The following is a 17,394-nucleotide window of genomic DNA, read 5'->3' on the forward strand; positions in this document are numbered from 1 at the left end:
TGGGCTGTAGGGCATCATCGAGCCTGCTTATCGAGCCGTAAGGTATTTCGATTGGACGGCCTCGGTTCGGGCTCCATACGCTGGAAAAAAGCCGGGCAACCGACCTGGCGGCCTTTTTCGAATGCCCCGCGTGAGGATCCATCCCATGAGCCAAGACGAACACATCAGGGACTACAAAGGCCCCGCCGCCGGCTGGGGCGCGCTCAAGAGCGTGACCAAGAGCTGGCTGGGCAGTGACAACGCCTTCAAGAACCTGCGTGCCATGCTCAAGACCAATCAGAACGGCGGCTTCGACTGCCCAGGTTGCGCGTGGGGCGAGTCGCCGGAAAGCGACATGGTCAAGTTCTGCGAGAACGGCGCCAAGGCGGTGAACTGGGAGGCAACCGGCCGGTCGGTCGACCCGGCATTCTTCGCCAAGTACAGCGTCAGTGCCCTGGCCGAACAGACCGATTACTGGCTGGAGTACCAGGGTCGCCTGACCCACCCGATGCGCTATGACGCGGCCTCCGACCACTACGTGGAAACGACTTGGGACGACGCATTCGCCCTGATCGCCCAGCACCTGCAAGCGCTCGACTCGCCGGATGAGGCCGAGTTCTACACCTCGGGTCGGGCCAGCAACGAGGCGGCATTTCTCTACCAGCTGTTCGTGCGCGCCTACGGCACCAACAACTTCCCCGACTGCTCGAACATGTGCCATGAGGCCAGCGGTACCGGCATGTCCGAAACCCTTGGCGTGGGCAAGGGCACGGTGGTGTTCCACGACCTGGAGCTGGCGGATGCGATCTTCGTCATCGGCCAGAACCCTGGCACCAACCACCCGCGGATGCTCGAACCCCTGCGCGAGGCGGTCAAGCGTGGCGCACAGGTGGTGTGCTTCAATCCGCTCAAGGAGCGTGGACTGGAGCGCTTCCAGCATCCGCAGCATCCCTTCGAGATGCTCAGCAATGGCTCCGAGCCGACCAACACCGCGTATTTCCGCCCGGCCCTCGGCGGCGACATGGCTGCCATGCGCGGCATCGCCAAGTTCCTTCTGCAGTGGGAGCGCGAAGCCCTGGCCAAGGGGGAACCCCCCGTGTTCGACCATGTTTTCATCGCGGAGCACACCAGTGGCGTCGAGGCCTACCTGGCCGCGGTGGATGCCACCTCCTGGGAGCATATCGTCGAGCAGTCGGGTTTGACCCTGGCCGAGATCGAGTTGGCAGCACGTATGTACCGCAAGGCCGAGCGAGTGATCATGTGCTGGGCCATGGGGATCACCCAACACCGTCACTCGGTGGCTACGGTGCAGGAAATCGTCAACTTGCAGTTGCTGCGCGGTAACGTCGGCAAGCCGGGCGCAGGCCTGTCGCCGGTGCGTGGCCACAGCAACGTGCAGGGCGACCGCACCATGGGCATCGACGAGAAACCAAGGGCTGGGCTGCTCGATGCGCTGGAGAAGCGCTTCCAGTTTCGCGCTCCGCGTAACCCTGGGCACAACGCCGTGCTGGCGATCAAGGCGATGGAAGAGGGGCGGGCCAAGGTCTTCGTCGCGTTGGGGGGCAACTTCGCCCAAGCCACGCCAGATACGCCCCGTACCCACGCAGCCTTGCGCAACTGTGCGCTGACGGTGCAGATTTCCACCAAGCTCAATCGCTCGCACCTGGTTACCGGGCGCGATGCGCTGATCCTGCCCTGCCTGGGCCGTACCGAGATCGACCTGCAGGCCACCGGTCCGCAAGGTGTTACCGTTGAAGACACCTTCAGCATGGTGCATCTCTCCCACGGTCAACTGCGTCCACGGTCGCCCCATCTGCGTTCAGAACCGGCCATCATCGCCGGCATGGCCAAGGCCACCTTGGGCAACAAGCCCATCGACTGGGAATACGCCATCGCCGACTATGGCCGCATACGCAGTCTGATCGCCGATGTGATTCCGGGTTTTGCCGACTTCAACAAGCGCCTGCAGCATCCGGGGGGCTTCCACCTGGGCAACAGTGCCGCCGAGCGCAGTTGGCGCACCGCCACTGGCAAGGCGCGTTTCAGCGCCAGCCAATTGCCTGAACACCTGGTCAATGCCCAGGTGCTGGCCCGTGGTGACAAGCCGGACCTGATCCTGCAGACGCTGCGTTCGCACGACCAGTACAACACCACGCTATACGGCCTGGATGACCGCTACCGAGGGGTGTTCGGCCTGCGCGAGGTCGTGTTCGTCAATGAGGCTGACATTCGCCGCCTGGGCTTCGAGCCGGGTGAGCAGGTGGACATGGTGTCGCTGTGGGAGGATGGCCGCGAGCGTCGTGTAGCGGGGTTCCGTCTGGTGCCCTATGACGTGCCCGAGGGGCAGGCGGCGGCTTACTACCCCGAGACCAACCCGCTGGTACCGTTGGAAAGTTACGGCGAAGGGACCTACACGCCAACCTCCAAATTCGTGGCCATTCGACTGGAGAAAGCCAAGGCCGTTAACCGGATCGGCACCGTGCTGGCAGCGGACTGAACACAGCCCATCATCGCCGTCACGCTGATGCTGCAGGGGCCGGCGTGCCGGTGATGAGGCTGGCACCTGTCACGAACGATGCACCGGGTACGCCGTGGTGTACTTCATCTGCTCCATGGCAAAACTGGAAGTGATGTTGGAAAGTCCGTCGGTGCTGTTGATCAGTTTCTTGTAGAAACGGTCATATGCCGCGATATCCCCCACCACCACACGCAGCATGTAGTCCCAGTCTCCGGACATTCTGTAGAACTCCATCACCTCCTCGAAGCCGTTCACCGTCGTGGCGAACTGCTCCAGCCATGCGCTGTCGTGGCGTTGGGTCTTGAGCTGGACGAACACGGTCAAGCCCAGCCCTAGCCGCTGCGGGTCGAGCAACGCAACGCGGCCAATGATGTAGCCGTCTTCTTCAAGCCGTTTGACCCGCTTCCAGCACGGGGTGGTGGACAGGTTGACGGCCTCGGCCAGGTCCTTGAGGGAAATCGAAGCGTCGCGCTGGAGCAGGGTCAGGATGTGTTGGTCGAAACTGTCCATGGGCCTTTGGCGATCAAGTGAGAAAAATTATTCTCCGAGGGTAGCGTGAAATAGCAAAAAATACTGCTATAGGAGCCTCTTGCGCGGGTGTGAGATAGTGGCGCTCTTCAACCTGTCTCCCTTCGACCAATGGACCCGACCATGTCCGACAAGCCGCGTAATTTCGCCACCCGTACCATCCACGCCGGTGAACAGTCCAGCGTCGCCGACAATGCGATCTTCCCGCCGATCTACACCGCCAGTTCGTATATCAAGCGCAGTCTGGACGATAACCCCGAGTACGCCTACAGCCGTGTGGGCAACCCGACGCGGCATGCCTACGAAACCTGTGTCGCCGCCTTGGAAGAGGGCGTTGGCGCAGTGGCGTGCGCCTCTGGCGTGAACGCTACCGCCACGGTGCTCGAGCTGCTGCCCAAGGATGCCCATGTGGTGGTTATGAACGGCGTCTATGGCGGTACATTCCGAATTCTGGAGGACTACCGCGGGCGTACCTCAGGGCTGACCACTACCTACGTCGACCTCAACGACATTCACGCGGTGGAGCAAGCGATTCGCCCCGAGACCCAATTGATCTGGATCGAGTCGCCGACCAACCCCCTGTTGCACCTGGTCGACATCAAGGCGGTGTGCGACCTGGCCCGTTCGCGCGGCATCCTCACCTGCATCGACAACACCTTCTGTTCGCCCTGGAATCAGCGCCCGATCACCCTGGGCGTGGACTTGGTGATGCACTCGGCGAGCAAATACATCGGCGGCCATTCCGACCTCACCGGCGGCGTGGTGGTGGCCGCCAACGAGCAATTGCTGGCCCGCCTGCGCAAGATCAGCATGGCGGTGGGCGCGATCCAGGGACCGTTCGACTGCTATCTGGCCCTGCGGGGGCTAAAGACGCTCGACGTGCGCATGGAGCGTCAATGCGCCAATGCGTTGCAGGTGGCGCGTTTTCTGGAAAGCCACCCGCAGATCGAGAAGGTCTATTACCCGGGGCTGGAAAGCCACCCGCAGCATGAGCTGTGCAAGCGTCAGATGCGCGCTGGCGGAGCGGTGGTGGCGATGAAGGTCAAAGGGGGTGACCGGGCGGCGCTCAATCGTCTGGTGGAGGCGTTGCGGATCTTTGTCCTGGCCGACTCCCTGGGCGGGGTGGAGAGCATGATCAACCATTCCTGGAGCATGTCCCACAATTCGCTGAGCCCGGCGCAGAAAGGCGAAATGGGGATCAGCGAAAACCTGTTGCGCCTGTCGGTGGGGATCGAGGATTACCGCGATTTGATCGAGGATCTGGACGGGGCGCTCAAGGCGTCCGCTGCGGTGTGAAGGCTGGGCCGGCTCCGTTCAGGAGCCGGCCTGCCGGCGATAGGGCGTGGAATCAGGATTTGGGCGGATGAATGATCCGTTCGATCTTGTCCTTGAGCAGTAACCGTTCCTTGCGCAGGCGATTGATCACATCGTCATTGGTGCCGTTGGTTTCGGCAGTCACTACTTCTTTGTCCTTGGCGTTGTATTCCTTGTGCAGCTTGTGAAGTTCCTGGTCCTTGTCGATGAGTGCCTGGAACTGGTCGGCGGATACGTGCAGGTCAGCGAGCAAATCGTGCGGAACTGGCATTTCTTCACCTCTGTCGGGTTGTCGGTAAGGTCCTGACCTTTGAGGATAGCCGCCTTTGCGCAGGTAGGGGACTGGGGTAGGCTGTCGCCTCCCTTCGGCGAACCGGAACCTGCGCCATGCCCCATCTGAACCTGGAATACAGCGACAACCTGCGTGAACTGAATGTCGATACGCTGCTGCTGCGCCTGAACCATGCGCTGGTCGGGAGTGGCCAGTTCGCCGATGAACGGGACATCAAGAGCCGGGCCCAGGCGTTTGCCCGCTACCGGGTCGGCACCGCGCCGGGTGAGCGGGCCTTCGCCCATGTGCGGCTGGCCATCCTCGATGGACGTTCGCCCCAGGTGAAGGCACAACTGTCTGCCAGTCTGCTCGAGGTGTTACGCGACGCCATCCCGCAGCACCCCGGCCTGGACCTTCAGCTGTGTGTCGAGGTACTGGACATCGAGCGAGTGCCGTACGCCAAACTCCACCTGCCAGGCTGAATGACAGCTGAATGAACGGCTTCTAATTTGAAAAAGATGCTGGCTCACGAATTTGTTGGCGTCTTTTTCACGAAAAATTGATGGTTCGCTTTCTAGAGTTTCGCCAACTTTACCAAGGTGCCTTTCAGGCCTTGGCTGATAATCACTCTTGATTGCGAACGCTGATGCTCAACTTCAAATACCTGCGGACCGAATGGGTTACGCTGCTTGCCAGCCTTTACCTGTTGATCGGCTTCAATGCCTTCCTCTGGCAGCACCTGGAGCACATCCTGCCGCCGGGCATGACCGGGCTTTGGTTGGGGTTGGCGTTCGCCCTGCTGATGGTGTTCGCCTTCAATCTGATCTTGACGCTGTTTGCCTTCCGCTACGTATTAAAACCGCTATTGATCCTCTTGTTCATGAGTGGCGCGGGGGTCGCTTACTTCATGAACCAATATGGTGTGCTAATTGACTCGGGGATGTTTCGTAATATCGCCGAGACCAATGTTGCCGAAGTGCGTGACTTGCTCTCCTTGAAGTTTGCGCTTTATATACTTTTGCTCGGTGTATTGCCTTCGGTCCTGTTGTGGAAGGCCCCCATCGCCTACCGCGCCTGGCACCGAGAACTGCTCGGCAAACTGGTGGTCAGCGGTGCCTGTGTCGTGGCCTTGGGCTCGGTGGCGCTGGTCAACTACCAAGGGCTGTCGTCGCTGTTTCGAAACCATCACGAACTGCGCCTGATGCTGACCCCCAGCAACATCGTCGGTGCTTCCATTGGCTATGTCAGCGAGCGGGTCGGTACGGCTGCGCGGCCGTTCGAGAACTACGGCGAAGATGCCCGTCGCGATGCCGCCTGGCAGCACCATGAGCGCAAATCGCTGACCGTCCTGGTCGTGGGCGAAAGCGCACGGGCAGAGAACTTCGGGGTGCTCGGCTACGACCGCGACACCACGCCAAGCCTTGCCAAGGAGCAGGGCCTGGTAGCATTTTCCGATGTGCACTCCTGTGGGACCGAGACTGCCGTGTCGGTGCCTTGCATGTTTTCCGGCATGGGGCGCAAGGATTACGACGCACGGGTGGCCAAGAATCGCGAAGGGCTGCTGGACATCCTCCAGCGCGCGGGTCTTGCCGTGCAGTGGCGCGACAACCAGTCCGGCTGCAAGGGCACCTGTGACCGTGTGCAGTTCGTCGATGTCAGCAACCTCAAGGACCCGACGCTCTGCGCCAACGGCGAATGCCATGACGAAATCCTGCTGCAGGGCCTGGGCGATCTGATCGACAACCTCGACAAGGACACCGTGCTGGTGCTGCACCAGATGGGCAGTCATGGGCCGGAGTACTACAAGCGTTATCCGGCGGACAGTGGTCGCTTTGGCCCGGTGTGCCAGAGCAATGCGCTGGACCAGTGCAGCCAGCAGGAGATCATCAACGGTTATGACAACACCCTTGCCTACACCGACAAGGTGCTGGCCTCGTTGATCGACATCCTGCGCAGCAAGCAGGACAAGGTCGATACCGCGATGATCTACCTGTCCGACCATGGCGAGTCGCTGGGCGAATACAACCTGTACCTGCATGGCACGCCCTACATGATGGCACCGGAGCAGCAAAAGCATGTGCCGCTGCTGACCTGGTTCTCCGACAGCTACCGTGAAGACTTCGGCATCGACAACGACTGCCTGGCCAAGCTCAGCGACGCGCCGTTGTCCCAGGACAACCTGTTCCACTCGATGCTCGGCCTGCTGCAGGTGCACACCGAGGTCTACCAGCAGTCGCTGGACATGTTCGCCAGCTGCCGGCCTTGGCTGGCGGCCAAGCGCTGAGAGAATGTCCAGCCCCCTCATCAAGGCTTCCAGGACACCACTGATCGACCTCAAGGATGGCGCAGGTTTCACCAGCAGTGCCCGCGCCGTATATACTGCGCGCCAATGTTAGTGGGAGAGCCTCGTGGCCATCGAAATACACTGGATTCGTGACGACCAGAGCCTGGCCGAACACTGCCTGCGCTGGCGCGAACTGCCGTTCGTCGCGCTCGATACCGAATTCATGCGCGTCGACACCTTTTACCCCAAGGCCGGTTTGGTCCAGATCGGCGATGGCCAGCGGGCGTTCTTGATCGACCCGCTGCTGATCGGCAATTGGCAACCCTTGGCCGAGCTGCTCGATGACAGCGCCGTGGTCAAGGTGCTGCACGCCTGCAGCGAAGACCTCGAAGTGCTGCTGCGCCTTACCGGCAAGCTGCCGCAGCCGCTGTTCGACACCCAGTTGGCGGCTGGTTACCTGAACCTGGGCTTCTCCATGGGCTATTCGCGCCTGGTTCAGGAAGTGCTGGGCATCGAGCTGCCCAAGGGCGAAACCCGCTCGGATTGGCTGCAGCGGCCGCTGTCGGAAACCCAGGTGAGCTACGCCGCCGAGGATGCCGTGCATTTGGCCGAGCTGTTCGCCGCCCTGCGTCCGCGGTTGTCCGATGACAAGTACGCCTGGGTGCTGGAAGACGGTGCCGAGCTGGTGGCTCAGCTGCGCCGTGAGGTCGAGCCTGAAACCCTCTACCGTGAGGTCAAGCTGGCCTGGAAGCTGTCGCCCCAGCAACTGGCGGTGTTGCGCGAACTCTGTGCCTGGCGCGAGCGAGAGGCCCGCAGCCGCGATGTGCCGCGCAATCGCATCCTCAAGGAGCACTCGCTGTGGCCGATGGCCAGGACCCAACCCGACAGTCTGTCGGGCCTGGCCAAGATCGACGAGATGCACCCGCGCACCATTCGGCAGGACGGCGAGTTCCTGATCCAGCTGATCAAGCGTGCCGCCGGCCTGCCCAAGGAGCAATGGCCGCAGGCGCTGCCCGAACCACTGCCGATCGAAGCCGCAGGCATCCTCAAGCGCCTGCGCGCCGTTGGCCAGGCCGAAGGCGAACGTTTGGGCATCGCCCCGGAACTGATGCTGCGCAAGAAGACCCTGGAAGCCTTGCTCAAGAGCGGCTATCCCAATGGCCCTTATCAACTGCCCGATTCGCTGCGCGGCTGGCGTCGCCAGCGCATGGGCCAGGCCCTGCTGGACAACCTGGCGGGCGCCGGAGAGACCCAATGAAACGTATCTGCTCGATCTACAAGAGCCCCCGCAAGCACGAAATGTACCTCTATGTGCTCAAGGCCGACGGCCTGGAGCGCGTACCCGAAGGCCTGCTGCCGTTCTTCGGCACCCCCGTGCACGCCTTCGACCTGGTGTTGACCCCTGAGCGCAAACTGGCCCGCGAAGACATCGCGAAGGTGCTGGAGAACCTGGAGAACCAGGGCTATCACCTGCAGATGCCGCCACCTGAAGACGACTACATCGAGCACCTGCCCGAAGAGTTGCTGCGCCGTAACGATCCCGCCTGACCCAGGCGCGGTTACCCACTTTTGCCAGGCGGCCCGCAGATCGGGCCGCTGTCGTTATCTGTCAAGGTTGTCACGTCGATGCGCGTTCTGATCGCTGAACAGGATCATGCCACTTATGCCCGCCTGCTGAGTGAGTTGGCCCCGGATCTGGAAATCCTGACCAGCGGCGATTCCGCCGAACTGGCGCGCCAGGCGCCAGAATGCCCGGTATGGCTGGGCCAGCCGGACTTGCTGGCAAGCCTGCTGCGCCAGGGCCACAAACCCGACTGGATGCAATCGACCTGGGCCGGCATCACCCCGTTGCTGGCCCAGGGCCTGCCGCGTGATTACCGTTTGACCCGGGCGGTGGGCATCTTTGGCCAGGTAATGGCCGAGTACATGCTGACCTATATGCTGGTCCATGAGCGCGAAGTGCTGTCACGCCTGGTCAGCCAGGTCGAGCGGCGCTGGGATGATCGTCCTGGGCGTTCGCTGCAAGGGCGCAAGGTGCTGATCGTCGGTACCGGTGATATCGGCCAGTGCGTGGCCGAGTTTCTCCAGCCGTTCGGGGTGACGCTGTACGGCGTTGCCAGCCGTGCCCGCGAGCAGGCGCCGTTCGTCGAGGTGGCTGGCCTGGAGGACTTGCCGCGGCTGGTGGGGCAGGTCGACTACGTGCTCAACCTGCTACCGGATACCACAGCGACCCATGATGTGTACGACGCAGCGCTGTTCCAGCGGTTCCAGCCCAGTGCGTTGTTCATCAATGCCGGTCGAGGTGTGGCCGTGGTCGATGCCGACCTGGTCGAGGCGTTGAAGCAAGGGCACCTGGCGGGTGCGGTGATCGACGTCTGCCGGCAAGAACCTTTGCCCCAGCGGCATCCGTTCTGGACCGCCTGGGGTTTGCTGCTGACCGGGCATAGCTCGGCACCGACGTCGCCGGTGGCGATGGTGCGCTTGTTCGTCGAGAATGTGCGCGGGTATCAGGCGGGCGAGGGGTTGCGTGGCGAAGTGGCTTTCGCCCGGGGTTACTGAACTATCTGCAGCGTTGCGGCCAACCCCACGCAGGAGCCGGCTTGCCGGCGATCAAGCCGGAAAGCCAGCCAAAGGCTCAGAGGCTGAAATCACCCTCGGCCGCCAACTCGCTCAGCGGTCGGCGTGGGCTCGGCACTTCACGGGCTTGCAGCGCTTCGTCCAGGCTGGCCTTGTCGCCCAGCTTGCCGATCGCCACCATGGCGTGCAACTCGTAGCCCTCGGGAATTTTCAGTGTTTCGCGGGCCAACGCCTGATCGAACCCGGCCATGCCGTGGGTGTGCCAACCGCTGATGCTGGCTTGCAGTGCCAGGTGGCCCCAGGCGGACCCGGTGTCGAAGGTGTGCCACAGGGCCGGCTTCTCTTCGTGGGTGCCGGGTGCGGCGAATGTGGTCTTGGAGATGATCAGCACCAGCGCGGAGGCCTGTTGCGCCCAGCTGCGGTTGAACGGCACCAGCAGGTCCAGGTAGCGCTCCCAATGCGCGGTGTCCCGGCGTGCATAAAGGAAACGCCACGGCTGCGAGTTGTAGGCCGATGGCGCCCAGCGTGCGGCTTCCAGGAAGCTGAGCAAGGTTGCTTCGCTGATCGGCTCGGCGGTGAAGGCGCGGGGCGACCAGCGGTTGATGAACTGCTCGTTGATGGCGTAATCGGCGATGCGAGGGTTGGCGCTCATGGCTGCTCCTGCAATGGGTGGGAAATACCGCACGCTACTGCCTGCGCGCGGGACTGACAAGCGGTCTGGCTTTGCCGAAGGCCAGGCTCTAGACTGGCGCCGCCGCGCGCCGCGGACTCAAGATGACTGCAGGAAACCCGTGTGATGATTGCTGACGACGCGCCGTTCTGGCGGCGCAAGACCCTCGAACAACTCGACCCGCAGGAGTGGGAATCGCTTTGCGACGGCTGTGGTTTGTGCTGCCTGCAAAAGCTCGAGGACGAGGACGACAACAGCGTCTATTACACCCGCATCGCCTGCAAGTTGCTGGACCTGAACACCTGCCAGTGCAGCGACTACCCCAACCGCTTCGCCCATGTGCCCGACTGCATCCAGCTCACGCCGGGCAAGGCCGACCAGTTCAAATGGTTGCCCAGCACCTGCGGCTATCGCCTGGTCAGCGAGGGCAAGGACCTGCCAGCCTGGCACCCTCTGGTGTGCGGTGACCGCAAACAAGTCCACGAACAGCGCATTTCCCAGTCCGGGCGTATGCTCAGCGAGCATGATGTGGATGAAGACGACTGGGAAGACCACCTGATTTTCCGCGCCAGCTGAAACGGCGCGCCCAGTCGCCTCTGGGAAACAAGGAGTTTCTGTATGCGTTGTCAGCTGTTGTTGCTGTTGGGCCTCGTGGCCTGTGCCCCAGCCTGGGCCAAGAAGGTCGATCTCGATTACCAGGTGCGCCTGTTGCCCGAACAAGGCCAGGCCGAAGTGCGACTGACCTTGGGCGATGGCAGCGCCGTACGCTCGCTGGATTTCGACTTGGGCAAGGCGGGTGCGTACAGCGGTTTTCAGGCCGATGGGCAATGGCAACAGCAGGGTGAGCGTGGCGTGTGGCATCCGGCGGCGGGCAAGACCAGCCTCAGCTACCGGGTGCAACTGGACCAGAAACTGCGTAGTGGCGCGTATTCATCGCGCATGACCCCGCACTGGGCATTGTTCCAGGGCGAGCAACTGGTGCCGTCGGCGCGCCTCGACCAGCAGGACGGTACCGAGCTGGTGGCGCGCCTGGCATTCGACCTGCCTGCCGGCTGGAAAAGCGTCGAGACGGCGTGGCCGCGTATCGGCAAGGACAAATTTCGCATCGACAACGTGTCGCGCTTGTTCGACCGCCCGACCGGTTGGATGCTCGCGGGCAATCTGGGCAGCCGCCGTGCTCGTCTGGGCGAGACCGAGGTCACTGTCGCCGCTCCGGTGGGACAGGGCATGCGCCGAATGGACAACCTGACGCTGCTGACCTTCGTCTGGCCGCAGTTGCAGGCGGTGTTCCCGCGTAACCCGCCAAAGCTGCTGGTGGTGGGGGCCCGCGATGGCATGTGGCGCGGGGCGATGGCGGCGCAGGGATCGTTGTACCTGCACAGCGCCAGACCCATGGTGGGCGAAAATGGCAGCAGTCCGTTGTTGCGCGAGTTGGTGCAGTTGTTCGCACAGATCCACGGCCACGAGGACAGTGACTGGATCGGCGAAAGCCTCACCGACTACTACGCCAGCGAATTGTTACGCCGGGCCGGCGGTGTCAGCGATGACCGTTACCAGGCCTGGCAGGCGCGCCTGCACAAGCAGGCGGCCAAGGTCTCTCACTTGGGCGGCGAGCACGCGACCCCGGCGCAGGTGGCGCGTGGTGTGCTGTTGTTGCAGGCGCTGGACAAGGAGATCCGTCTTCACACCCAGGCCAAGCGCTCGCTGGATGATGTGGCCCGGGCCTTGATGCGCCTGCCGAGCGTCAGCACCGAGGCGTTCGTACAGATCAGCGAAAACGTGCTGGGGCGCCGATCCGAGGCGTTGCAAAGCAAGGTCCTGGCTTCGGGCGACTGATAGGCCGCCGCCAGCGCGGTTCGCTTATTTGAACTTGGGCCCGGAGCGGGTATTCAACCCCTTGGCCAAGCGGTCATACAGCACCACGTTCACCGTCGCCGCCAGGTTCATGCAACCCTCGGTCGGAATGTAGATGGTCTCTTCGCACCACGCCCGAACATCGGCGCTCAGGCTGCCGTCTTCCGGGCCGAAGATGTAGATGGCGCGGTCGGGGTGGGTGTACTCGGGCAGGGGGCGGGCGCCTTCGACCAGCTCCACCGCCACGGGTGTGCACCCCAGCGGAATGATGCGCTGCAGGTCATCGATGCCGATCAATGGGATGTCGTAGTGCACTCGCTTGGTGTCGGTGACGAAGTCACGCGCGCGTTCATACCGCTTGCCCGTGTAGAACACCGAGTTGACGCCGTAGCAACCCGCTGCGCGCATCACCGAACCTACGTTCTCCGCTGATTTGGGATTGAACAGGCCGATGCAGCTGTACCGTTTGTTTGCCACGTGCCGGGGTCCTTCGCAAAAAAGCGCGATTATACGGGCTACCCGGCGGCAGTGGGGGGGCGAAACGACGTTCAGTCTTTCTTGAGCATGCCCGCCAACCCAGCGAATGGGTTGTGGGTGGCCTTGGCGATGCTTGGCGTGCTGGTCGACCCTTCGCTGAAATACTGCTGGTCGGTGTAGCGCGAGTGCTCGTTGTCGTGGCAGTACAGGCACAGCAGCTCCCAGTTCGAACCATCCTGGGGGTTGTTGTCGTGGTTGTGGTCGCGGTGGTGCACGGTCAGTTCGCTCAGGCGCTTGCCGGAGAACTCACGGGCGCAGCGGCCACACACATGCGGGTACATTTTCAGGGCTTTGTCGCGGTAGCCCATTTCTTTGTCGCGCTTGGCGTCGGCCAGGATGCGGTCGAGGCGGGCGGTGGCGGCGGAAGTGGAGGCCGAACTCATGGTGTTTCCTTTGTCTTGATCAGGCAAATGACGGTTCTACTCTTGAGTCTAGCGCGCTTGCGGGGCCCTCGGACAGGCAAAAAGTGCCAGGAAGGCGTAGCCTGTAGATTGGTCCCGACAGGAGGTTGCAGATGGTCCGTGCGATCCTCACCGCGCTGCTGCTCGCCGTGGTGCCAACAGTCGAAGCCGCGGGTACGCCACCGCGGATCAACACACCCGTGCCTGGAGCGCCTGGCACGCCGACGCCAACGCCTTACCCGCAAATCACCCCGAGCACGCCGCCCAAGGCGAATGACAGCCAGCCAGGTGGCCCGCTGTTGCCACCGATGCCGGTGCCTGGACCGCCCAAGGACCAGCCTTTGCCTGGGTTGCGCCCTGAACCGGTGAAACCACCGCCTGACGACGATTAAAGTGCCAGGCGTTGGCCATCCTGCATGCGCAGGCGTTTCGAAAGGGTCACGGCCAGCGCGCGGATGATCCGTGCGGCGATACGGGGTGCCTCATTGAGCATCTTTTCCAGCGAGTCCTTGCCCAGGGTCAACAGCAGGCAGTCGCTGGCGGCGATGCAGCTGGCCGAGCGCCGTTCGCCGTCGAGTACGGCCATTTCACCGAAGGCGCGGCCCTTGCGCAGGGTGGCGATTTCGACCTGGGCACCCGTGCTGTCTGTCTTGCGCACCGAGACCACGCCCTGGTGCAGGATGCACATGAAGGTACCGGCGTCGCCTTCGTTGAAGATGGTATGGCCCTCACGGATTTCGGTCAGGCTGAAATAACCAGCGGCGGCCTGGAAGTCGCTGAGCTGCAGGTTGTCGAACTGGCCGCAGTCCATGAGCATGTCGCGGATTTCGGTGTTCAGAAGGGTTTGGTCGGGCATGTGTCGTTCTTCTTCGCGGCTGTTGTCCGAGAGCGTGGGGCACACCTTCTGGAGCCGGATTGCCGGCGTTAGGACCTTCAGGTGCGCTGCGCTGGGTATGACAACAAAAAACGCGATTTACGCCACGCCCAGCTCATTCAACACGAACGCGTACTCCAAGGCCACGTCCTTGAGCCCTTGGTACCGACCGCTCATGCCGCCGTGGCCGGCGCCCATTTCGGTCTTGAGCAGCAGCAGGTTGTCGTCGGTCTTGCGCGTGCGCAGGCGTGCCACCCACTTGGCGGCCTCCCAGTACTGAACGCGGCTGTCATTGTAGCCGGCGACCACCAGCATGGCCGGATAGGCCTGGGCCTTCACGTTTTCGTAGGGGGCGTAGGCCTTGATCCGCTCATACACCTCTGGCGCTTGCGGGTTACCCCATTCGTCGTACTCGGTGACGGTCAGCGGCAGGTCGGGGTCGAGCATGGTATTGAGAACGTCGACGAACGGCACTTCGGCTATGGCGCAGCGGAACAGCTCCGGGCGCAGGTTGAGCACGGCGCCGATCAGTAACCCACCAGCGCTGCCGCCGCTGATGGCCAGGCGATCGGCACAGGTCACGCCTTCGGCGATCAAGTGCTCGGCGCAGGCGATGAAGTCGTTGAAGGTATTCTGCTTGTGCTCCTGCTTGCCCGCGCGGTACCAAGCCTCACCCAGCTCGCCGCCGCCCCTGACGTGGGCGATGGCGAAGGCTACGCCGCGCTCCAGCAGGCTCAGGCGGGCATGGGAGAACCATGGGTCGAGGCTCTCGCCATAGGCGCCGTAGCCGTACAGGTACAGTGGCACGACCTTGCCGGCATCCGTACGCCGGCGCACCAGGCTGATCGGCACACGGGTGCCGTCCTGGGCGATAGCCCACAAGCGTTCGCTCACGTAGTCGTCGGCGTCGAATGGCCCTAGCACCGGGGTTTGCTTGAGCACTTGCTGGGCACCGCTGGCCAGTTCCAGCTGGCGTACCTGGGCCGGGCGGTTGAGGGCCTCGTAGCGCAGGCGAATGCGGGGGCTGGAAAACTCCAGGCTGTCCTGCACATACAGGCTGTAGGCCGCATCGGGCAATTCGACACGGTACGGCTGCAGGCCCTGTGGACGAACCTCGATGATCGGCAAGCCGCCTTCGCGCAGGCTCAGGCTCAGGGCGCTGGCGTTCAGGCTCAGGCCTTCGAGCATGATTTCATCGCGATGCGGTACCAGCACCTGCCATTGCTGGCGGGTTGGTACCTGGCTGGCCGGTGCGTGGTACAGGGCAAAGTTGATGCCATCCTGGTTGGTGCGGATGAACCAGCGCCACTCACCGTCAAGCTGGCCGTGGTCCGGGAAGTACTCGTGGTCTTCCTGGCGCGGTGCCAGGCAGGTGAATTCGGCTTGCGGGGTGCTAGCGTCGAGCACCCAAGCCTCGCTGGTGGTCTTGCTGTTGAGCAGCAGCACCAGCTGCTGCTCGGAGCTGGAGCGGTAGCAGTGCAGGAAGAAGCGGCCATCGGTCTCTTCGAACACCGTCGCTGCCGAGGCCTCGCCGAGGGTGTGGCGGCGCAGGCGCCACGGGCGGTGGGTGTCGTCCAGCTCGGCGAAGAACAGCGTTTGGCTGTCGTTGGCCCAGGTCATGCTGCCGTCACAGTCGTCGAAGGGCAGGGTGGTGACGCTCTCGTCGGCCAGGTCCTTGACGTACAGCGTGTAGATTTCGTCGCCGCTGGTATCCAGGCTGTAGGCCAGCAAGCGGTGGTCGGGGCTGACGTTGAACGCGCCCAGCGACAGGAAGCCGCCATTGGCCAGGGCGTTGGGGTCCAGCAGCAGCTGCTCGCGGCTTTCATCGACGGTGTTGGCGTCGTCCGCCGGGCGCGGGCAGCGATAGTGCCTGGGGTATTCGTCGCCCGCCGTGGTGCGGGTGTAGTACAGGTACGGGCCCCAGGGCGAGGGCAGCGACAGGTCGGTTTCCTGGATACGGCCCCTGATCTCCTCGAACAGCTGCTCGCGCAAGGGCGCCTGGTCGGCCAGGCAGGCTTGCTGGTAGGTGTTTTCCGCTTGCAGGTAGGCCAGTACTTCAGGGGTGTCGCGTTGTTGCAGCCAGGCGTAGGGGTCGGTTGCCGAGCCTTGGCGGGCGATGGGGGGCTGAGGTTTGCTGGGCATCGGGGATCTCTTGGCTGGGGGCTGTCGGTGCGCGTACCTGCCCCCTCGCGGGGAAACCCGCGAAGAGGCCCTAACAGGCTAGCGCTGTCGCCGGGGGGCGCCTGCGCCCTGAAAAGTGTTTATCATAGGCATCTCTTTGCCTGGCTTGCACGATCACCATGACCGAGAACGACTATACCCTCGCCTGGGGCCTCTACGCCCTTGCCGCCCTGGGCTGCCTGCTGGTGGGCTTCAAACTCACCGGCTGGATGTGGCGCTGGCTGCGTGAACCGCTGCGGGTGATCCTGGCGGTGCTGCTGCTGACCCCAACCATCGTAGACCCGGTCAAGGAAAGCTTCGCCCCGGCCATCGCCATCACCACCCTGGACGTTGCCTTCAAGGTGGGCAACAACGCCTGGCGCGCGGTCTCCGATTTCGCTCTGTACGGCATGATCGCCTTCGCGCTGTATGCACTGTTCGTGCTGGTCCGCTGGCCGCTGGAAAAACGCGCCCGCGAGCGCCGTGCGAATGCCGAGGCTACCGCCAAGCGTCAGGCAGCCGAGGATGAGCAGGTCGCGTCCGAGTCCGCCTTCGGTGCCGACCGCCGCGACCGCTACCGCGACGACCCGGCGCCAACGCCGATGACCGGCCGTGGCCGGGTAGAACCGCGCTTGTAAACGGAGCGACGAGCATGTGTGAACTGCTGGGCATGAGTGCCAACGTCCCTACCGACATCGTCTTCAGCTTTACCGGCCTGATGCAGCGGGGCGGGCGTACCGGCCCGCACCGTGATGGCTGGGGCATCGGGTTTTACGAAGGCCGTGGCCTGCGGCTGTTCCAGGACCCGGCGGCGAGTAGCGAATCGGAAGTCGCCAACCTGGTGCAGCGCTACCCGATCAAGAGCGAAGTGGTCATCGGCCACATCCGCCAGGCCAACGTCGGCCGGGTCTGCCTGTCCAACACCCATCCGTTCGTCCGTGAAATGTGGGGGCGCAACTGGTGCTTCGCACACAACGGCCAGCTGGGCGACTTCAAGGGCGAGGCGACGTTCTACCGGCCCGTGGGCGACACCGACAGCGAAGCGGCCTTCTGCGACCTGCTCAACCGCATCCGTGCGGCTTTCCCCGAGCCTGTGGAGGTGGAGCAGTTGCTGCCGGTGCTGGTGGAGGCCTGTGCCGGTTACCGTGGCAAGGGCGTGTTCAATTGCCTGCTCAGCGACGGCGACTGGCTGTTCTGCTTCTGTTCGACCAAGCTGGTACACATTACCCGACGCGCGCCATTCGGTGCCGCGCGTTTGAAGGATGTCGACCTGATCGTCGATTTTCACACCGAAACCACCCCCAACGACGTGGTCACGGTGATCGCCACCGAAGCGCTCACCGAAAACGAAACCTGGAACCGCTACGAGCCGGGCCAGTGGGCGTTGTGGCGGCACGGAGAGTGCGTTTCCCACGGCCAGAGCTAAG

General features: G+C 63.2%; 19 protein-coding genes. 12 read left to right on the forward strand and 7 right to left on the reverse strand.

What is annotated here, in order from left to right; translation table 11 throughout:
• The first annotated feature begins 145 nt into the window (after nt 1–145).
• The gene (locus tag C4Q26_RS18675) at nt 146–2,476 is read left to right on the forward strand and encodes an FdhF/YdeP family oxidoreductase (protein ID WP_023381774.1); all 2,331 of its coding nucleotides are present in this window, start codon (nt 146–148) and stop codon (nt 2,474–2,476) included.
• Nucleotides 2,477–2,545: 69 nt separating this feature from the next.
• On the opposite strand, the gene C4Q26_RS18680 is transcribed toward C4Q26_RS18675, so the two are convergent.
• Nucleotides 2,546–3,007: an Lrp/AsnC family transcriptional regulator gene (locus C4Q26_RS18680; protein WP_023381773.1), complete on the reverse strand. Its 462-nt coding sequence runs from the start codon at nt 3,005–3,007 to the stop codon at nt 2,546–2,548.
• A gap of 129 nt (nt 3,008–3,136) precedes the next feature.
• On the opposite strand from C4Q26_RS18680, the gene C4Q26_RS18685 reads away from it, so the two are divergent.
• Complete coding sequence (locus C4Q26_RS18685; RefSeq protein WP_023381772.1) at nt 3,137–4,321, forward strand: PLP-dependent aspartate aminotransferase family protein; 1,185 nt, start codon at nt 3,137–3,139, stop codon at nt 4,319–4,321.
• 52 nt (nt 4,322–4,373) lie between these two features.
• Here C4Q26_RS18685 and C4Q26_RS18690 read toward each other — a convergent pair whose 3' ends face one another.
• Entirely contained in the window at nt 4,374–4,610 is a 237-nt protein-coding gene (locus C4Q26_RS18690) for a YdcH family protein (protein ID WP_023381771.1), read from the reverse strand.
• 116 nt (nt 4,611–4,726) lie between these two features.
• Here C4Q26_RS18690 and C4Q26_RS18695 point away from each other — a divergent pair, with 116 nt between their 5' ends.
• The 5 genes from C4Q26_RS18695 to C4Q26_RS18715 all read left to right on the forward strand — a co-directional run bounded on the left by C4Q26_RS18695 (nt 4,727) and on the right by C4Q26_RS18715 (nt 9,453).
• Entirely contained in the window at nt 4,727–5,092 is a 366-nt protein-coding gene (locus tag C4Q26_RS18695; protein ID WP_023381770.1) for a 5-carboxymethyl-2-hydroxymuconate Delta-isomerase, read from the forward strand.
• Between the two features lie 164 nt (nt 5,093–5,256).
• Nucleotides 5,257–6,894: a phosphoethanolamine transferase gene (locus C4Q26_RS18700; RefSeq protein WP_023381769.1), complete on the forward strand. Its 1,638-nt coding sequence runs from the start codon at nt 5,257–5,259 to the stop codon at nt 6,892–6,894.
• Between the two features lie 124 nt (nt 6,895–7,018).
• Nucleotides 7,019–8,152, forward strand: coding sequence for a ribonuclease D (gene rnd / locus C4Q26_RS18705; protein WP_104883390.1), 1,134 nt, complete (start codon nt 7,019–7,021; stop codon nt 8,150–8,152).
• Entirely contained in the window at nt 8,149–8,442 is a 294-nt protein-coding gene (locus C4Q26_RS18710) for a YcgL domain-containing protein (RefSeq protein WP_023381767.1), read from the forward strand. The genes rnd and C4Q26_RS18710 overlap by 4 nt, the downstream gene beginning before the upstream one ends.
• A 78-nt stretch (nt 8,443–8,520) precedes the next feature.
• On the forward strand, nt 8,521–9,453 hold the full coding sequence (locus C4Q26_RS18715; protein WP_104883391.1) for a D-2-hydroxyacid dehydrogenase: 933 nt from the start codon (nt 8,521–8,523) through the stop codon (nt 9,451–9,453).
• Between the two features lie 76 nt (nt 9,454–9,529).
• Here C4Q26_RS18715 and C4Q26_RS18720 read toward each other — a convergent pair whose 3' ends face one another.
• Nucleotides 9,530–10,123 carry a nitroreductase family protein gene (locus tag C4Q26_RS18720; protein ID WP_023381765.1) on the reverse strand — a complete coding sequence of 198 codons (594 nt, stop codon included), beginning with the start codon at nt 10,121–10,123 and terminating at the stop codon, nt 9,530–9,532.
• 144 nt (nt 10,124–10,267) lie between these two features.
• Between C4Q26_RS18720 and C4Q26_RS18725 the strand changes: the two genes are divergently transcribed.
• Both C4Q26_RS18725 and C4Q26_RS18730 read left to right on the forward strand, forming a co-directional pair.
• Nucleotides 10,268–10,717, forward strand: coding sequence for a YcgN family cysteine cluster protein (locus tag C4Q26_RS18725; RefSeq protein WP_023381764.1), 450 nt, complete (start codon nt 10,268–10,270; stop codon nt 10,715–10,717).
• Between the two features lie 42 nt (nt 10,718–10,759).
• The gene (locus C4Q26_RS18730; protein WP_027907423.1) at nt 10,760–11,977 is read left to right on the forward strand and encodes a hypothetical protein; all 1,218 of its coding nucleotides are present in this window, start codon (nt 10,760–10,762) and stop codon (nt 11,975–11,977) included.
• 24 nt (nt 11,978–12,001) lie between these two features.
• Here the strand turns inward: C4Q26_RS18730 and C4Q26_RS18735 are convergent, their stop codons facing one another.
• Complete coding sequence (locus C4Q26_RS18735; RefSeq protein ID WP_008095669.1) at nt 12,002–12,472, reverse strand: RNA methyltransferase; 471 nt, start codon at nt 12,470–12,472, stop codon at nt 12,002–12,004.
• Between the two features lie 71 nt (nt 12,473–12,543).
• Nucleotides 12,544–12,915 (reverse strand): YajD family HNH nuclease, encoded by a 372-nt coding sequence (locus C4Q26_RS18740; RefSeq protein WP_023381762.1) that lies wholly within the window; start codon nt 12,913–12,915, stop codon nt 12,544–12,546.
• A gap of 131 nt (nt 12,916–13,046) precedes the next feature.
• Between C4Q26_RS18740 and C4Q26_RS18745 the strand changes: the two genes are divergently transcribed.
• Complete coding sequence (locus tag C4Q26_RS18745) at nt 13,047–13,325, forward strand: hypothetical protein (RefSeq protein WP_023381761.1); 279 nt, start codon at nt 13,047–13,049, stop codon at nt 13,323–13,325.
• Here the strand turns inward: C4Q26_RS18745 and C4Q26_RS18750 are convergent.
• A complete protein-coding gene (locus tag C4Q26_RS18750) occupies nt 13,322–13,789 on the reverse strand; it encodes a cyclic nucleotide-binding domain-containing protein (protein WP_023381760.1) in 468 nt (155 codons plus the stop codon). The genes C4Q26_RS18745 and C4Q26_RS18750 overlap by 4 nt on opposite strands.
• 117 nt (nt 13,790–13,906) lie before the next feature.
• Complete coding sequence (locus tag C4Q26_RS18755; protein ID WP_104883392.1) at nt 13,907–15,949, reverse strand: S9 family peptidase; 2,043 nt, start codon at nt 15,947–15,949, stop codon at nt 13,907–13,909.
• A 158-nt stretch (nt 15,950–16,107) separates the two neighbouring features.
• On the opposite strand from C4Q26_RS18755, the gene C4Q26_RS18760 reads away from it, so the two are divergent.
• Together C4Q26_RS18760 and C4Q26_RS18765 are read left to right on the forward strand one after the other, a co-directional pair.
• Nucleotides 16,108–16,605 (forward strand): hypothetical protein, encoded by a 498-nt coding sequence (locus C4Q26_RS18760; protein ID WP_023381758.1) that lies wholly within the window; start codon nt 16,108–16,110, stop codon nt 16,603–16,605.
• 14 nt (nt 16,606–16,619) lie between these two features.
• The gene (locus tag C4Q26_RS18765; RefSeq protein ID WP_023381757.1) at nt 16,620–17,393 is read left to right on the forward strand and encodes a class II glutamine amidotransferase; all 774 of its coding nucleotides are present in this window, start codon (nt 16,620–16,622) and stop codon (nt 17,391–17,393) included.
• Nucleotide 17,394: the final 1 nt, after the last annotated feature.

The sequence above is a fragment of the Pseudomonas sp. SWI44 genome (genome assembly GCF_002947915.1).
Lineage (GTDB): Bacteria > Pseudomonadota > Gammaproteobacteria > Pseudomonadales > Pseudomonadaceae > Aquipseudomonas > Aquipseudomonas taiwanensis.

Coding starts and splice junctions, on each gene's coding strand:
- C4Q26_RS18675 (WP_023381774.1), top strand. CDS start 146: ATGAGCCAAGACGAACACATCAGGGACTACAAAGGCCCCGCCGCCGGC.
- C4Q26_RS18680 (WP_023381773.1), bottom strand. CDS start 3,007: ATGGACAGTTTCGACCAACACATCCTGACCCTGCTCCAGCGCGACGCT.
- C4Q26_RS18685 (WP_023381772.1), top strand. CDS start 3,137: ATGGACCCGACCATGTCCGACAAGCCGCGTAATTTCGCCACCCGTACC.
- C4Q26_RS18690 (WP_023381771.1), bottom strand. CDS start 4,610: ATGCCAGTTCCGCACGATTTGCTCGCTGACCTGCACGTATCCGCCGAC.
- C4Q26_RS18695 (WP_023381770.1), top strand. CDS start 4,727: ATGCCCCATCTGAACCTGGAATACAGCGACAACCTGCGTGAACTGAAT.
- C4Q26_RS18700 (WP_023381769.1), top strand. CDS start 5,257: ATGCTCAACTTCAAATACCTGCGGACCGAATGGGTTACGCTGCTTGCC.
- C4Q26_RS18710 (WP_023381767.1), top strand. CDS start 8,149: ATGAAACGTATCTGCTCGATCTACAAGAGCCCCCGCAAGCACGAAATG.
- C4Q26_RS18715 (WP_104883391.1), top strand. CDS start 8,521: ATGCGCGTTCTGATCGCTGAACAGGATCATGCCACTTATGCCCGCCTG.
- C4Q26_RS18720 (WP_023381765.1), bottom strand. CDS start 10,123: ATGAGCGCCAACCCTCGCATCGCCGATTACGCCATCAACGAGCAGTTC.
- C4Q26_RS18725 (WP_023381764.1), top strand. CDS start 10,268: ATGATTGCTGACGACGCGCCGTTCTGGCGGCGCAAGACCCTCGAACAA.
- C4Q26_RS18730 (WP_027907423.1), top strand. CDS start 10,760: ATGCGTTGTCAGCTGTTGTTGCTGTTGGGCCTCGTGGCCTGTGCCCCA.
- C4Q26_RS18740 (WP_023381762.1), bottom strand. CDS start 12,915: ATGAGTTCGGCCTCCACTTCCGCCGCCACCGCCCGCCTCGACCGCATC.
- C4Q26_RS18745 (WP_023381761.1), top strand. CDS start 13,047: ATGGTCCGTGCGATCCTCACCGCGCTGCTGCTCGCCGTGGTGCCAACA.
- C4Q26_RS18750 (WP_023381760.1), bottom strand. CDS start 13,789: ATGCCCGACCAAACCCTTCTGAACACCGAAATCCGCGACATGCTCATG.
- C4Q26_RS18755 (WP_104883392.1), bottom strand. CDS start 15,949: ATGCCCAGCAAACCTCAGCCCCCCATCGCCCGCCAAGGCTCGGCAACC.
- C4Q26_RS18760 (WP_023381758.1), top strand. CDS start 16,108: ATGACCGAGAACGACTATACCCTCGCCTGGGGCCTCTACGCCCTTGCC.
- C4Q26_RS18765 (WP_023381757.1), top strand. CDS start 16,620: ATGTGTGAACTGCTGGGCATGAGTGCCAACGTCCCTACCGACATCGTC.